The sequence below is a fragment of the Hymenobacter yonginensis genome, from assembly GCF_027625995.1.
Taxonomy (GTDB): Bacteria; Bacteroidota; Bacteroidia; order Cytophagales; family Hymenobacteraceae; genus Hymenobacter; species Hymenobacter yonginensis.
Window position 1 is genome coordinate 1,105,528 of record NZ_CP115396.1, and the last position, 14,951, is coordinate 1,120,478.

The 14,951-nt window shown below is 59.9% G+C and carries 11 protein-coding genes; 3 read left to right on the forward strand and 8 right to left on the reverse strand.

Translation table 11 applies throughout. The annotated features are described in order from the left end of the window. Nucleotides 1-104 precede the first annotated feature (104 nt). From O9Z63_RS04800 to O9Z63_RS04810, 3 genes are all read right to left on the reverse strand, one after another. On the reverse strand, nucleotides 105-1,499 hold the full coding sequence (locus O9Z63_RS04800; protein WP_270128188.1) for a bifunctional UDP-3-O-[3-hydroxymyristoyl] N-acetylglucosamine deacetylase/3-hydroxyacyl-ACP dehydratase: 1,395 nt from the start codon (nucleotides 1,497-1,499) through the stop codon (nucleotides 105-107). Between the two features lie 105 nt (nucleotides 1,500-1,604). After that, complete coding sequence (gene lpxD, locus O9Z63_RS04805; RefSeq protein ID WP_044012981.1) at nucleotides 1,605-2,645, reverse strand: UDP-3-O-(3-hydroxymyristoyl)glucosamine N-acyltransferase; 1,041 nt, start codon at nucleotides 2,643-2,645, stop codon at nucleotides 1,605-1,607. 129 nt (nucleotides 2,646-2,774) lie between these two features. After that, nucleotides 2,775-4,004: an HD domain-containing protein gene (locus O9Z63_RS04810; RefSeq protein WP_270128189.1), complete on the reverse strand. Its 1,230-nt coding sequence runs from the start codon at nucleotides 4,002-4,004 to the stop codon at nucleotides 2,775-2,777. Nucleotides 4,005-4,353: 349 nt separating this feature from the next. Between O9Z63_RS04810 and porX the strand changes: the two genes are divergently transcribed. Then, a complete protein-coding gene (porX, locus tag O9Z63_RS04815) occupies nucleotides 4,354-5,922 on the forward strand; it encodes a T9SS response regulator signal transducer PorX (protein WP_270128190.1) in 1,569 nt (522 codons plus the stop codon). Nucleotides 5,923-5,993: 71 nt separating this feature from the next. Further along, the gene (locus O9Z63_RS04820) at nucleotides 5,994-6,545 is read left to right on the forward strand and encodes a hypothetical protein (RefSeq protein ID WP_270128191.1); all 552 of its coding nucleotides are present in this window, start codon (nucleotides 5,994-5,996) and stop codon (nucleotides 6,543-6,545) included. A 149-nt stretch (nucleotides 6,546-6,694) separates the two neighbouring features. Here the strand turns inward: O9Z63_RS04820 and O9Z63_RS04825 are convergent, their stop codons facing one another. The 5 genes from O9Z63_RS04825 to O9Z63_RS04845 all read right to left on the reverse strand — a co-directional run bounded on the left by O9Z63_RS04825 (nucleotide 6,695) and on the right by O9Z63_RS04845 (nucleotide 11,911). Further along, nucleotides 6,695-6,931 carry a hypothetical protein gene (locus tag O9Z63_RS04825; RefSeq protein WP_270128192.1) on the reverse strand — a complete coding sequence of 79 codons (237 nt, stop codon included), beginning with the start codon at nucleotides 6,929-6,931 and terminating at the stop codon, nucleotides 6,695-6,697. A 73-nt stretch (nucleotides 6,932-7,004) separates the two neighbouring features. Then, entirely contained in the window at nucleotides 7,005-7,361 is a 357-nt protein-coding gene (locus tag O9Z63_RS04830; protein WP_270128193.1) for a TonB-dependent receptor plug domain-containing protein, read from the reverse strand. 105 nt (nucleotides 7,362-7,466) lie between these two features. Then, nucleotides 7,467-9,329, reverse strand: coding sequence for a M1 family metallopeptidase (locus O9Z63_RS04835; RefSeq protein WP_270128194.1), 1,863 nt, complete (start codon nucleotides 9,327-9,329; stop codon nucleotides 7,467-7,469). A gap of 195 nt (nucleotides 9,330-9,524) precedes the next feature. Further along, nucleotides 9,525-10,637, reverse strand: a complete 1,113-nt coding sequence (locus tag O9Z63_RS04840; RefSeq protein WP_270128196.1) for a Smr/MutS family protein — start codon at nucleotides 10,635-10,637, stop codon at nucleotides 9,525-9,527. A gap of 290 nt (nucleotides 10,638-10,927) precedes the next feature. Then, nucleotides 10,928-11,911, reverse strand: coding sequence for a DUF2279 domain-containing protein (locus O9Z63_RS04845; protein ID WP_270128197.1), 984 nt, complete (start codon nucleotides 11,909-11,911; stop codon nucleotides 10,928-10,930). Nucleotides 11,912-12,097: 186 nt separating this feature from the next. Between O9Z63_RS04845 and O9Z63_RS04850 the strand changes: the two genes are divergently transcribed. Next, complete coding sequence (locus O9Z63_RS04850; protein ID WP_270128198.1) at nucleotides 12,098-14,923, forward strand: DUF4961 domain-containing protein; 2,826 nt, start codon at nucleotides 12,098-12,100, stop codon at nucleotides 14,921-14,923. Nucleotides 14,924-14,951 lie beyond the last annotated feature (28 nt).

Here is a 14,951-nt window from a genome sequence, read left to right on the forward strand (position 1 = left end):
TTAATTAGTAATTAAGAATTAATAATTAAGAATGCCTCAACGCTGCAGAATGCGAATGTCGTATGAGAATTATTCATTCTTAACTACTAATTACTAATTCAAGATTACACTTCCTTACGGACGATGCTGGCCGACATTTCGGCTTCCATCACCACTTTGCCATTCACGAAGGCCTGGCCTTTCATTTTGGCGATGCCCCGCTTGATAGGGGCCAGCAGCTGGCAACGGAAAATGAGGGTGTCGCCGGGCACTACTTTGCGGCGGAACCGGCAGTTTTCGATGCCCATGAAGTATGTCCAGTAGTTTTCCGGGTCGGGCACCGTGTTGAGCACCAGAATACCGCCGGTCTGGGCCATGGCCTCAATCTGGAGCACGCCGGGCATCACCGGGTTGCCGGGGAAGTGGCCCTGGAAAAACGGCTCGTTCATCGTCACGTTCTTCACGCCCGTCACGGTGGTGGCGTCGAGATGAATGATCTTGTCGAGTAGCAGGAAAGGGTAGCGGTGGGGCAGCGTGGCGGCAATCTGCGTCACGTCCATCACCGGCGGGCGGCTGGGGTCGTAGCTGGGAATCGGCGACGAATCGGCCTCCAGCATCTTTTTCTTGATCTTCTTGGCGAATGCCACGTTGGCGGCGTGGCCGGGGCGGGCCGCCAGAATCTGGCCTTTCAGCGGGCGGCCTACCAGCGCCAGGTCGCCGACCATGTCGAGCAGTTTGTGGCGGGCGGGCTCGTTTTTGTGGCGCAGGTCCACGTTGTTGAGGATACCTTCCTTCTTCACGGCGACTTTGGGCTTGCCCAGCATGGTGGCCAACTCGCTGAGCTCGTCTTCGCTCACCACCCGGTCAACCACCACAATGGCGTTGCTCAGGTCGCCGCCCCGAATCAGGTTTTGCTTGTAGAGCGCCTCCAGCTCGTGTAGGAAGCAGAACGTGCGGGAGCTGGCAATATCGGCCTTGAAGTGGCTGATATCGGTGAGGGAGGCGTGCTGCGAGCCCAGCACTGGCGAGTTGTAGTCGACCATCACCGTGAGGCGGTAGTCGTTGAGGGGCAGGGCGGCGATTTCTACGCCGCGGGCGTTGTCGAGGAAGCGGATTTCCTCGGGAATCTCGAAGTAGTTGCGCAGTGCGTTCTGCTCTTCGAGGCCGGCTTGCTCCAGCGCTTCAATAAACTCGTGGCTGCTGCCATCCATGATGGGTGGCTCGGGGCCGTCGAGCTGAATCAGCACGTTGTCGATTTGCAGGCCGACGAGGGCGGCCAGCGTGTGCTCCACGGTATTGACGCGGGCGCCGTTCTGCTCGATGGTGGTGCCGCGCGAGAGGTCTACTACGTTGTCCACGTCGGCATCCACTATGGGCTGGCCGGGCAAATCCACTCGCTGAAACTTGTAGCCGTGGCCTACCGGGGCCGGGCAAAACGTCATGGTGGCCTGTACGCCGGTGTGCAGGCCGATGCCGCTCACCGTGACGGGCGCCTTAATGGTATGTTGCTTGTCGTTCATCAGGTCGTTGTCAGTTGTCAGCGGCTGGCCGTCAGTGGAGCGGGCTGAAAAGACAACCGTCTGACAACTGACAACTGGGAACTGACAACTATTGGGGCTGCAAAGCTAGGACTTTTCCGGCGGGTTTGCGCCGCGTTCCAGCTGGCTGATGCGCCGTTCCAGGTCGGGCAGGTGCCGGAAAACGGCGTTGGCCCGCAGACTGTCGCGCAGCGCGAAGGCCGGCGAGCCTTGCAGCAACACGCCTTCTTCCTTGATGGACTTGCCCACGCCCGACTGCGCCGTCACGGTGGTGCGGTTGGCCAGCGTGAGGTGCCCGGCCAGGCCGGTTTGCCCAGCCAGCACGCAGAAGTCCCCGATTTTGGTGGAGCCCGAAATGCCCGACTGGGCCGCTACCACCGTGTGGCGCCCGATTTCCACGTTGTGGGCAATCTGGACGAGGTTGTCGATTTTGGCGCCTTCCCGGATGAGGGTGGCGCCCATGGTGGCGCAGTCGATGGTGGCGTTGGCGCCGATGCTCACGTTGTCTTCCAGCACCACGTTGCCGATCTGCGGGATGGTGCGGTAGGAGCCGTCGGGCTGCGGGGCAAAGCCAAACCCATCGGAGCCCACCACGGCCCCGGCATGGATGGTGCAGCGCGCCCCGATAACGGTTTCGGCGTAGACTTTGGCCCCGGCGTACAAAATTGTGCCATCCCCGATTTTGCACCGGTCGCCGATGAACACGTGCGGGAAAATCACCACATCGTTGCCGATGGTGCAGTTCTCGCCGATGTAGGAAAACGCGGCCCGGTAGTGGTTGTCGCCGATGGTGGAGGAGGCGGCCATATAGGCGGGTTCCTCCACGCCGCGCTTGCCGGTGCGGGTGGCCTGCTGGTAGAATTCCAGCAGCGTGGTGAAGCTGGTATAGGGGTCGTCGACGCGGATGAGGGCCGTGGAAACGGGGTGCCGCAGCTCCAGCGTGCGGCTCACAATCACGGCCGAGGCGCCCGTGGTGTAGAGGTGGTGCTCGTATTTGAGGTTGGAGAGGAAGGCCAGCGAACCGGCGCGCGCCTCTTCAATCTTGGCCAGGCGGTCTATCCGCTGGCTTGCGTCGCCCTCTACCGCGCCGCGCAACACTTCTGCTATCTGGCCTACCGTGAATTCCATAGGGGGGCAAAAGTAGATAAAAGTTGCGCTTAGTGCTTAGGGAGTAGGGCCTGGGGCCTGGGACTTGAGGCACCTGCTTGTATGCAGCAGAACAGCCTAAGCCCTAAGCCCCAATTCCTAAGCCCTGATTTACAGAATCTCCTTGGGGTAGCAGATGTAGTGCTTTTCCACGCGCTGGCCCAGAGCTTTGATGTTGGGCAGGTCGGAGGCTTCGGCCACGTTCACCACCCGGCCGCGCTTGGTGAGCACGTCGATGGTGTCCTGGCCTTCGGCGTCGTAGGCGTTGTTGCTGATGCGGCCCGCAATCATCAGTTGGGCGGCCTCGTCGGGCAGCAGGTTGAACCGCTCGGCAATCAACTCCACGATGCCCAGCTGGAACTCGGCCTCGAAGGGCGCAGTTTGGAGCGTGATTTTGAACAGCCGCCGGTCGAGTAGGCTTTGGGCTAGGAAGTTGAGCACCTTGTCGGGGTGGTCGGCCCAGAGCTTCACGGCGCTCCACACGTCGGTATCATCAAGACGAGTGAAGCGGCGCAGGATCTGGTCGTCGGCCTGGAACTCGGCCTGCGTGACGTTGCGCGACAGGAAGTAGTGTAGGTTGGGGGTGGCCGGCACGTCTACGCCGCTGCGCACTAGGTCGCGGGCCCGCTGCATGATGCGAATCACCATCTGCTCGGCCGACGTGACGGTTTTGTGCAAGTACACCTGCCAGTACATCAGGCGGCGGCTTACCAGGAAGTTCTCGATGCTGTACACCGCCTTTTCCTCCAGCACCAGCCGCTCGTCCACCACAGTCAGCATCTTGATGAGGCGGTCGGCGCCGGGGCGGCCTTCCTGCACGCCGGTATAGAACGAGTCGCGGTTGAGGTAGTCCAGCCGGTCCATGTCGAGCTGGCTGCTCACGAGCTGGTGAAAAAACGGCCGGTGATAGGTGCCCTGGAAGATGTCGATGGCCAGATCCAGCGCTCCGCCAAACTCGGCATTCAGCTTCTGCATCAGGTGCAAACTGATTTCTTCGTGGTGCACATCGTGGAAAATGCTGCGCTCCAACGCGTGCGACAATGGCCCGTGGCCGATGTCGTGCAGTAGAATGGCGGCCTGCGCGGCCTCGCCCTCGCGGGCCGTGATGGCCACGCCCTTGTCCTTGAGTGTGCGCAGCGCCAGCGACATCAGGTGCATGGCGCCCAGCGCGTGGTGGAAGCGCGTGTGCAGCGCCCCCGGGTACACAAACATCGTGAGGCCCAGCTGCTGGATGCGCCGCAGCCGCTGGAAATAGGAGTGCTCGATCAGGTCGAAAAGTAGCTCGGTAGGGATGGTAACGAAGCCGTAAACCGGGTCGTTGAAGATTTTCTTTTTGTTCATGCAAAGGCACCGGGCCAGCCCGGAGAATCGTGGAACGGTGGTTGCTACGGCAGTTTGTCGGGCTGCGGGCTACTGCCGGCCGGCGGGTCGGCGGCCAGCCACTCGGGAACCTAACTCAACAATTTTCGGCTTCTTTACGACGCCAAAGCCGCAGAATATCTGCCGGGCGCAATTTTTTTAAAACCAAAAAGCAGGGATTGGGAGTAAAGCTACTTACGAAACTTCAGTTGCAACCTACGCCAGGTTTTTTGCTTCCTATGGGAGCAAAAACCAGCGCGGGAAGTCCTCACAGAAGCTCGTGTAACGACGCGCCCGGCCCTTTGCCGGGTGGTACACCCCAAGACCCCCTATGCAACAATACTCCATCCTCTGGGCTGACGACGAAATCGATCTGCTCAAGCCGCACATTCTCTTCCTCAAGGAAAAAGGCTACGACGTAACCGGTGTCAACTCCGGCGCCGACGCCATCGAGCAGGTGCAGGAGCAGAACTACGACATCGTGTTTCTCGACGAGAACATGCCGGGCCTGTCGGGCCTCGAAACCCTCACCGAAATCAAGGCCGTGAAGCCCACGCTTCCTGTCATCATGATTACCAAGAGCGAGGAAGAGCACATCATGGAGGACGCCATCGGCTCCAAGATTGCCGACTACCTGATCAAGCCCGTGAACCCCAGCCAGATTCTGCTGGCCGTGAAAAAGGTGCTCGACAACAAGCGCCTCGTGAGCGAGAAAACCAACTCCGGCTACCAGCGTGACTTCCGCCAGTTGGGCATGCAGCTCGGCGACCGGCTCAGCCCCGCCGAGTGGGCCGACGTGTACAAGAAGCTGGTGTACTGGGAGCTGGAAATCAACGAGACGGAAGGCAAAAGCATGGCCGAAGTCTTCAACATGCAGAAGGACGAGGCCAACACCTACTTCGGCCGCTTCATCACAGAGAACTACGAGGACTGGGTGAACGGCGACGACAAGGACGCCCCGCTCATGTCGCACGAGCTGTTTGCGAAGCGCGTGTTTCCGCTGCTCAAGGAAACCGGCGACACGCCCGTGTACTTCCTGCTCATCGACAACCTGCGCTACGACCAGTGGAAGGTGCTGGAGCCCATCATTGCTGAGATGTTCACCGTTGATTCGGAGGAAACCTACTACAGCATTCTGCCCACCACCACGGCGTATGCGCGCAACGCCATCTTCTCGGGCATGATGCCCGGCGAAATTCAGAAGAAATACCCCAACCTGTGGGTGTGGGACGACGACGACGAGGGCAAGAACATGCATGAGGCCGAGTTCATGGAAATCATGTTCCAGAAGGCCAACCAGAAGCACAAGTTCAGCTACCACAAGGTGACCAACCTGCAGGCCGGCAAAGACCTGCTGGGCAAAATGGCCAACCTGCACAACAACTACAAGCTGAACGCCATCGTCTACAACTTCGTGGACATGCTCTCGCACGCCCGCACCGACATGGCCATGATCCGGGAGCTGGCCGCCGACGAATCGGCGTACCGCAGCATCACTAAGTCGTGGTTTCTGCACTCGCCGCTCTATGAGATGCTGCAGCAGATTGCCGAGCGCAAGGGCAAGCTCATCATCACGACGGACCACGGCACCATCCGGGTGAAGCGCCCCTACAAGATTGTGGGCGACCGGAACACCAACACCAACCTGCGCTACAAGCACGGCAAAAACCTGGGCTTCGACGACACCAAGGACGTGTACACCGTGCGCAAGCCGGAGCGCATCTTCCTGCCCCGCGAAAACGTGAGCACCGCCTACGTCTTCACCGTCGGCGACTACTTCTTCGCCTACCCCAACAACTACAACTACTACGTGAACTACTACAAGGATACGTTCCAGCACGGCGGCATCTCGCTAGAGGAATGCATCATTCCCTACATCACGCTCACGGCGAAAGGGTAGGGATTAGAGATTTTGGATAACTTGGTAACGGCTAGTCTCTTCGGAAGCTAGCCGTTATTTTTTGTATTTGCTTGAATCTTAATTCTCTAATGAAAAGAAATGTGCTGTGCTTGCTTACTGCCCTATTGCTGTTGAGCTGCCAAGAGAACAAGCCTAAGGAAATTGTATCTGACTCAACGATAGGCCAAATAAATGCCAACGAGGTGAAGACACCTGCCCTTTTGGAGCCGAAAGGGCAGAAAAGAGAATATGTAATTCTTCCCTTTAGCGAAAAGCCCGACTATATGCTGAAAGGCGCGGCTTCGACTCAGCTTACTGCGGAGGATATTGACGAAGTGTACAGACTGGTTCAGGGAGCGGTGGACAAGTACAATACAGAGCAAGCGCATCTTGGGCACAAGCACTCGGCAGTCGACCTCAGACGGTATCGGCTTCAGCTAATTCCTGCGCTCAATGCCAAAGGAGAAAAGGCCGTGTGGGTTAACGCTTTTTGCTCGAACGCACCTACAAATTGGGAGAAGAGTTTGGTGGTAGTAAATGATGGCGGAAACTGTTTTTTCCAAGTAAGCGTCAATTTGCTTTGGAAGAAGTGGTCTGATTTCGGTGCCAATGGAGAGGCGTAACGGATTCAATGGGCATTTATATGACATTACAAGCTCTCGAATTGTCATCGTCATAGCAGTTCCTGTACCTACCTACTGCAGCTTGCCAGAGCGGCTGCTTGCAACATAGAGTTAAGACTAAAAAAGGGCGCCCAAACGGGCACCCTTTTTTAGTCACACAGCCACTTGCCGGAATGCTTGTGGTGAAACGGAAGCTGCACGTCTGCCTCTTCCCGGCCCTGCTGAATCTGGTACAAGGCTACAGACGTCTGCATCCGGTGTCGGCTCCATAAATGGCGCAGCAGCCACTTTCCAGGACGAAGGCTGTAGTAAGTTCCTTTGGTGTAGAACTGGATTCGGCCGCGCTGGCGTGCCGTCCAGGCCCAGCGTTTTTTAGGTTGTTTCATCTGACTTGTAGGTTGGTACCTACAAGTCGTGGCAAGTGGAGAGGTAGCGTTTCATGATCTGTGAGAAGCGTGTTTACCGCTTGCCTGTCTTGGTAGTGATGAGCACGGCGCCATTTATGGCCGCTGGGCCGAAGCGTTCCACGGCCTTCTTGTCCTTCAGGATGTCAATCTTCTCTATATCATTGGGATTGATACTCTGAAGTGACTTTTCTCCTTTTAAGGGTTTGCCATTAACTACATAAAGAGGCTGCTGGTGAGGCAACAGGCGGTTGGGGCCACAGTATAATTTGATAACCGTACCAGATTTCGGCTTCGGCTGCTGAATGGTATCGGCCTGCTGGGTGGCCTGCGGTTGCTGCGTTTGTGCGTGAGCCGCTGATGCAAACAGCAAAATAGTGCCCGCTACGAAAGAAAGATGGAAGTTGGCCATAGCTACAGAATACGTGAGTGATAACGCTTGCTGAATGTAACCGCCTTACCAATAAAGCAGTGCAGCGTTGTTCAGCCTAGATGCTGTTCACTGGCAGATTCCATATTACTTCCCCTCCCACACATTATCCGCCTTGTTCTTGTCCGGCACGTAGGTGCTGCCTAGCTCCACGCGCTTCACGGCTTTGGTGGTAGCCACGGGCACAGTGACGCTGGTGTTGCCGGCTTGCCAGGCGGCTACGGTGCGGTGCAGCTTCTCAGTTTTGCCGTCGGTGTAGGTCACCGTCAGATCTACTGGGACGGGCTTGGTGCCTTTGGCTTGTACCACGATGTCGTGGCCGGTGGCGGTTTTCGTAACGCTAGTAATGGCCAGGTCGGGGTAGCCGCCGTCGAAAAACCAGCGCTGCCAGAACCAGTTCAGGTTCTGGCCTGCGCCCGTGTTCATGGAGTTGAAAAAGTCGTAGGGCATGGGGTGCTTGCCGTGCCAGTTGCGAATGTAGGTGTGCAGGGCCTTCGTGAACAGCTCGTCGCCGAGTAAATCCTTCACGTAGAGGTAGCCCAGCGCGGGCTTGGGGTAGGAGTTGAGGAAGAACGCCGTGCCGGTCTGCTGGGTGCTGAGTGTGGTGATGGGCACGTCGAATTCCTGCGCCGAACCCTTGGCGTAGGGCTCGATGCCGTACTCATCCACGAAGCCCGGCTGAATAAGCGGCGAAATCAGCCACTCGCCGATGGTGGCCCAGCCCTCGTCCATCCAGCCGTACTTGGTTTCGTTGGTGCCCATGTAGAACGGAAACATGGTGTGAAACACCTCGTGGTCGGTGAGGGTGATGGCGTCGTCGCGGGTTTCGACGGGGTTGTCGTTCACCATCATCGGGTACTCCATCTGGTCGAGGCCGTCGAACACGGTTTCGTGGGCGTAGGGGAAAGGCCACTTCGGAAACGTGTAGCTCATGGCCTCAACGGTTTTGCGGTTGAACTGCGCCACTTCCTCAAAATCCTTGTGTCTGGGGTTGTACACGGCATCGACGCGGGTGCGGCGCTGGGTGGCCGGGTCTACCACGAGGCTGCTGGCCTGCCACACGTAGTGGTCGGTGGTGGCAAACACGAAGTCGACAACGTCCTTGGCCTCAAAGCGCCAGGTGTTCTGGGCGTTGGGCTGGGTGATATCCTGGCGTTTGAGGTCGGCCTCGCTGATGATGGTGGTGAGGGCGTCTTTGCGCTCGGCGTCGCGCAGGCGCTGGGCGTATTTTTTGGTGAGTGTTTGGTCGGGGTTGAGCAGGTCGCCGGTGGCCCACACCACAAAGTTGCGCGGCACCGTAATGGCCGCCCGGAACGTGCAGAAGTCGTTGTAGAACTCCTGTGAGCCGTTGTATTCGAACTGGTTCCAGCCGTCGATATCATCGTAGACGGCCACCCGCGGGAAGAAGTAGGCCACGAAAGCCGAGTTGGGCTCCACCTCGCCGGTGCGCATGTGCGAGCCTTTGTTGAGCACGTACGAATACGCCACGCGCACCTTCACGGCCCGGCCCGGCCCCAGCGCCTTGGGCAGCCGCACCGGCATGTTGGTGGCCTGCACGCGCAGCTTGCTCACGTCCTGCGCCTGCCCGTCGAAGCTCAGCGCCTCGATTTTCACGCCCTCACTCACATCCTCAGGCGCAATGCGGCCGGCGCGGGGCGCGCCCTGCTGGTAGAGGTTGGGGTAGAGCTTGAACAGCAGCTGCCGCAACGAGTCGGGGCTGGCGTTCTGGTAGGCAATGTCCACAGTGCCCGCCACGCGCCGCGTAGCCGGGTCAAAGCTGACGTTGATGTCGTACTCGGCGGAGTTCTGCCAGTATTTCGGGCCGGGCGCGCCGGTTTCGGAGCGGGTACCTTTGGCGTAGGTGGCCTGCAGATTGACGGGAACGGACAATTGCTGGGCAGCCAGGGAGAACGGCAGGAGGGAGGTAACTAGAAGAAGCGGGAGTTTCATGCGGTAAATGTAGCACCCGGACCTCACCCCAACCCCTCTCCAAAAGAGAGGGGCTCTAGCTGCTAGATCTCTAAAAATAGCAAAGCCCGCCAGATCATCTGGCGGGCTTTGCTATTTCAACGGTTTGCTTGCTCTAAAAAATTAAAAGCTAGTTCCCCCTCTCTTCTGGAGAGGGGGCTAGGAGGTAAGGTCCCATTACTTCAGCCGCACCAGTGTAGCGCCGTAGCCAAACTTCTCCTTTTTCGAGTCCTCGAAGAACTTGATGTCCTTGTTGCGGCTGAGCAGCTTGTGAATTTCCTTGCGGAGCGTGCCGCTGCCCGAGCCGTGGATGAACACGATTTCGTGCATGTTAGTGGCCAGCGCCCGGCTCAGCGTGTCCTCGAACACCTCCAGCTGCAGCTTCAGGATAGCCGTGTTGCTGAGGTCCTCGCCGCCCTCGGGGCGCAGGGCTTCCAGGTGCAGGTCCACCTCGTGCGGCGGGGCTTTGATGGCCTTGGCTGGTTCCGGGGCGGGCGCTACGGCGGCGGGCTTGGCGGGAGCGTTGCCGCTGAGCTGGGCCTGCAGGGTTTCGGCCAGCTTCTCAGGGGCTACGGGCGCGGCCGGCTTCTCGTCCAGCTGAAACAGGTAGGCTTCCCGGCCCAGCACCGGCGCTTCGCGGCGGCTGCTGTAGAAGCTGGTGGCCTTAAACTGAGTGCGCTTGGTGAGCAGCTCGTAGGCCGTATCGGAGTTGATCTGGTGCGGCAGCAGCTGCACCACGGCCGCCGGCCACTGGTCGAAGTCCTTTAGGTGCAGGTGGCCGAGGGCGCCGCTCACAGCCTTGGCGCCGAGCTTGTCGGCGCGCAGGGCGCGGTAGCGGCCCTTGTTTTCCTCGCCGTAAGTGTAGAGCACCTCCCGGTCGGTGTTGTTGATGACGTGCACCGACAGCAGCTCCGGCGACTGGTGGCTGAGGGCCAGGTACAGGCCTTTGGCGGCCGGCTGGGGCACGGTGGCTTTGGGCGGTGCCGGCTGCTCGGCTTGGGCAGGGGCGCTGCCGGCTGCGGGAGTGGTTGCCGAAGCAGCAGCCGAAACCGGGGCCGGTTTGGCGGGCTTGTGCTTGCCCGCTTTGGCCCGGTGGGGCGTCACGGGCGGCGGGCCCTGGCGGCCGAATGCCTTGTCCTCATCGGCAGCCACTACCACTACCTCGCGGCGCAGTACCGGAATCGTGAAGTCGTTGTCGATGGCTACTTCCACCAGCTCGTCGCTGAGGATGCGGGTGACGATGCCTTGCTCGCGGCCTGTGAGCAGGCGCACTCTATCTCCAATGTTCATAAATCGCTGATTTTCGCTGATTGAGGTGATTTCGCTGATATTTCTGCAGCCTCATCCGGCAATGAATACGACAAAGGTCGCCAATCGGACACGGAAACTGCACAAGCCCCCGGTTTTGCCAGCCGGCTTCTACTGCCAGCTGCCTGCAATGCCTGCTTGCGGCACCTCAACATACTCAATACAACAGCTGGCTGCCGCCCACCGTTGCCTGCAACTACAGCCAGCCGTCAAGCCCCAAAGTCAAAAAAACCAGCGGAATCACCTCAATCAGCGAAAATCAGCGATTCGGTTTAGTAATAAAGGCCGCGCATCACGAAGCCGCGGCGCTGGTTCCACTCCAGGGCCGGGGCCGGCAGGTGGAAGATGCTGGCCACGTAGAACACCCGGCGCAGCAGCTTGCTGCGGGTTGGGATGTGGCGCAGGTCAATGTCAAACGACAGGTAGTATTGGCGGTAGGCGTTCAGGCCCGCGGCGGCGTTGGCGTCCGGGTCGTTGAAGACCATCTGCTGGGCGCCGTAGCCCACGGCCGGCTGCAGCCAGCGGGGCCAGCGCGAGGAGGCCGGCAGCCAGGCGCCCACATCGGCGCACAGCCAGTAGGTTTGGCCATTGTAGTCCTTCAGGTGCTGCTCGGCCAGGCTGCGGCCCAATACGTTGGGCCGGCGGGCAGCGTAGGACGTGGTATGAAACGAGTACTTAGGCATCAGGCGTACCTCGCCCCAGGCCAGCTGCTGTCCGATCAGGCCGGCCGAGCCCAGGAAGTTGGCCGCCAGGTCGGTGGCGGAGGCGCCGTAGGCCGGGTCTCGGCCGTCGAGCAGCTCAATGGGGCTTTGCAGCAGAAATCCCACGAAGCCGCCGTACCAGAGGGCGCGGCGCTCGGGCACCCCAGCCCAGCGCAGCATATCCACCGCGCCGCGGCTTTCATGGAAGGCGCCCCAAAAGTGGCCCGCCTTGTCCATCTGCTTCCACTCAGGCAGGTCGTTGAACCAGTGAAACGAGCTTCGCTCGCCGGTGTACCAGCCCTTGCTCAGGCCGTAGAGCAGGCCCGTGTATGTGACGGCCAGCCCGCCAGCCAGCACCGGCAGACGGCGGCTCAGGCGGCTGCTGTCGGGTGGGGCCAGCGGCGGCTCTGCGGCGAGTGGGGGAGTAGCTATTAGTGGTGCTTCCTGCGCCGTAGCTCCCAGCGGCAGGGCCAGCAGCGCGGCGGCTGCCCACCTGCGGAGTTGGCGGCGGGCAGCTGCCGGCAGCACAGCGCAGAACGAGGTAGGTAGGAGCACGGCAGCGGGAGGTTAAAAAGGGCTTAAAGCTACGAGAAAAGGCGTTTACAGTTTGTGTGAGTGCTCACCTGCACACTATCTTTAATGCCACCTTGCACTGAAAAGTAGAAGAACTGCTATGTATTCAGTCAATGTGGCATTAGTTGTCCGCGTCGAGTAATCTAAAAATTCCCAAGTTCTTTGTTCATGAAAACACTTCGACTGTTGCTCAGTCTTGTGGCAATGCTGGCCGGAATGCCGGTTTTGCGGGCCCAGGTGGTTGTCACCGAGCCCGTATTCTTTCAGGATACCACACCCATCACGCTCACCTTCGATGCTACCAAAGGCAATGGAGCATTAGCCGGCTTTACCGGCCCCGTGTATATCTGGACCGGTGTCATCACCAACCGCAGCACCAGCAACACCGACTGGAAGTACGTAAAGAGCCCTTCGTTCGGGCAGGCGGATCCGGCGGCGCAGATGACGCGCAGCACCACCAACCCCAACCTCTACACCATCAGCTTCACCCCGCGCACTTTCTACGGCGTGCCTGCCACCGAGCAGATGCTGAAGCTGGCCATGATCTTCAAGAACGCCGATGGCTCGGTGGTGGGCCGCGGCGATGGCGGCGACATTCTGGTGAATATCTCGCAGAGTGCCCTCGACGCGCGCATCACGTCGCCCACCACGGCGCAGTTCGTGCCGGCTGGCACGCAGGTGCCCGTAACAGGCATCGCCTCAGCCAGCGCCCAGCTCACTTTCCGCCTCAATGGCGTGCAGGTGGCCCAGCAGACGGGCACTTCGCTCAGCACCAACATCACTGTCAGCCAGGTAGGCCGCAACGTGGTCCGCTTCACGGCGACCAACGGTAGCCTTACGGCCTCCGACTCGGTGCTGGTGGTAGTAAGCCCGCAGGTAACGGTGGCAGCCCTGCCCGCCGGCGCCAAGAAAGACGGCATCACTTACATCAACGGCGGCACGTCGGCCATTCTGAGCCTCACGGCGCCCGGCAAGAGCTTCGTGTATGTGCTCGGTGAGTTCAACAACTGGCAGCAGACCACGGCTGGTTTCATGAAGAAGACGCCCGAAACCGACGCGGCCAACGCCCGCTGGTGGGTGCAGATCGACAACCTGACCCCCGGCCAGGAGTACGCCTATCAGTATGAAGTAAACGGCATCCTGCGCGTGGCTGACCCCTACGCCGAAAAAGTGCTGGACCCCAGCAACGACCGGTTCATTCCGGCCGTGACCTACCCGAGCCTGAAGGCTTACCCAACGGGCCAAACTACTGGCATCGTGTCGGTGCTGCAAAGCAACCAGACGCCGTATCAGTGGCAGGTAAACAACTTCCAGCGCCCCAAGCGCACCGACCTAGTGGTGTATGAGCTGCACTTGCGCGACTTCATCGCCCGCCACGACTACGCGACGCTGAAGGACACCCTGACCTACCTCAAACGCCTGGGCGTAAACTGCATCGAGCTGATGCCGGTGAACGAGTTTGAAGGTAACGACTCGTGGGGCTACAATCCCTCGTTCTACTTTGCTCCCGACAAATACTACGGCACCAAGGATGCGCTTAAGGCCTTCATCGACGAAGCCCACCGCCGCGGTTTTGCCGTAGTGCTGGATATGGTGCTCAACCACAGCTGCGGCCAGAGCCCCATGGTGCAGATGTACTTCGATGGCGGCAACCCCTCGGCCGATTCGCCCTGGTTCAACCGCACAGCCACGCACCCCTTCAACGTGTGTTACGACTTCAACCACGAGTCGCCATTCACCAAGTATTTCTCCAAGCAGGTGATGGGCTTCTGGCTGCAGGAGTACCGCATCGACGGCTACCGCTTCGACCTGAGCAAAGGCTTCACCCAGCGCAACTCCGGCAACGATGTGGGGGCCTGGGGTGCGTACGACCAGTCCCGCATCAACATCTGGCAGGACTACTACAGCTACATGACGTCCATCGACCCGACGCACTACACTATCCTGGAGCACTTCGCCGACAACTCGGAGGAACGCGTGCTGGCCGATGCTGGCATGATGCTGTGGGGCAACATGCACGGGGCGTACGCCGAAGCCATCAAAGGCAACGGGGCCAGCTCCAACCTGGTGGGCACCAGCTACCAGAACCGCCAGTTCCAGCAGCCCAACCTAGTGAGCTACATGGAAAGCCACGACGAAGAGCGCCAGATTGTGGAAGCGCTTACGTCGGGCAACACTACCAATCCGGCGCACAACGTGCGCGAGTTGCCTGTGGCTCTGGCCCGCGCCGAAGCCGCCGCCGCTTTCTTCCTCACCATCCCCGGCCCGAAGATGATCTGGCAGTTTGGCGAGCTGGGCTATGATGTCGGCATCAACTTCAACGGCCGCACCGGCCAGAAGCCGATTCGCTGGAACTACCAGACCGAGCCGGCCCGCCGTCGCCTCTACAACGTATATGCCGCCCTCAACGCCCTGCGTGTGAACGAGCCCGCCTTCGAGTCGCGCACCTTCACTATCTCGGGCCGCGTGAACCTGAAAACCATCCGCATCACCGACCCGAGCATGAACGTAGTGGTGCTGGGCAACTTCGGGGTACAGGCCGACAGCATCACGCCCTCGTTCCCGAACACTGGCAAGTGGTACAACTACCTGCGCGGCGACAGTATCACGGTAACCAACGTCGACAAGCGCCTGCCGCTCGGCCCCGGCGAATACGGCGTGTACACCTCGCGCCGCGTGAAGCTGCCGGCAGCCGTAGTCCTGAGCAACAAGCCAAGCCGCCTCACCACCGCCGACCTGCGCCTGACTGCTGCTCCTAACCCGGTGGCTACCACCGCCACGGTGCAGTACACGCTCACTTCGGCGGCGCCCGTTACCGTTACGGTTACTAACCTGCTGGGTGCCAGCGCGCAGAAGCCGGTAGTGCTGGCCCGCCAGAGCAGCGGCCCGCACGAGCTGCAGCTGCCCGTAAGTGGCCTCGCCAACGGGGTGTATCTCGTGCGCCTGCAGGCTGGCGAGCAGCAGCAAACCATTCGGTTGCTGGTGCAGCACTAAGCATCGGAACAGCTAGTATCAACGTACA

Coding starts and splice junctions, on each gene's coding strand:
- O9Z63_RS04810 (WP_270128189.1), bottom strand. CDS start 4,004: ATGAACAAAAAGAAAATCTTCAACGACCCGGTTTACGGCTTCGTTACC.
- O9Z63_RS04825 (WP_270128192.1), bottom strand. CDS start 6,931: ATGAAACAACCTAAAAAACGCTGGGCCTGGACGGCACGCCAGCGCGGC.
- O9Z63_RS04800 (WP_270128188.1), bottom strand. CDS start 1,499: ATGAACGACAAGCAACATACCATTAAGGCGCCCGTCACGGTGAGCGGC.
- porX (WP_270128190.1), top strand. CDS start 4,354: ATGCAACAATACTCCATCCTCTGGGCTGACGACGAAATCGATCTGCTC.
- O9Z63_RS04830 (WP_270128193.1), bottom strand. CDS start 7,361: ATGGCCAACTTCCATCTTTCTTTCGTAGCGGGCACTATTTTGCTGTTT.
- O9Z63_RS04850 (WP_270128198.1), top strand. CDS start 12,098: ATGAAAACACTTCGACTGTTGCTCAGTCTTGTGGCAATGCTGGCCGGA.
- lpxD (WP_044012981.1), bottom strand. CDS start 2,645: ATGGAATTCACGGTAGGCCAGATAGCAGAAGTGTTGCGCGGCGCGGTA.
- O9Z63_RS04835 (WP_270128194.1), bottom strand. CDS start 9,329: ATGAAACTCCCGCTTCTTCTAGTTACCTCCCTCCTGCCGTTCTCCCTG.
- O9Z63_RS04840 (WP_270128196.1), bottom strand. CDS start 10,637: ATGAACATTGGAGATAGAGTGCGCCTGCTCACAGGCCGCGAGCAAGGC.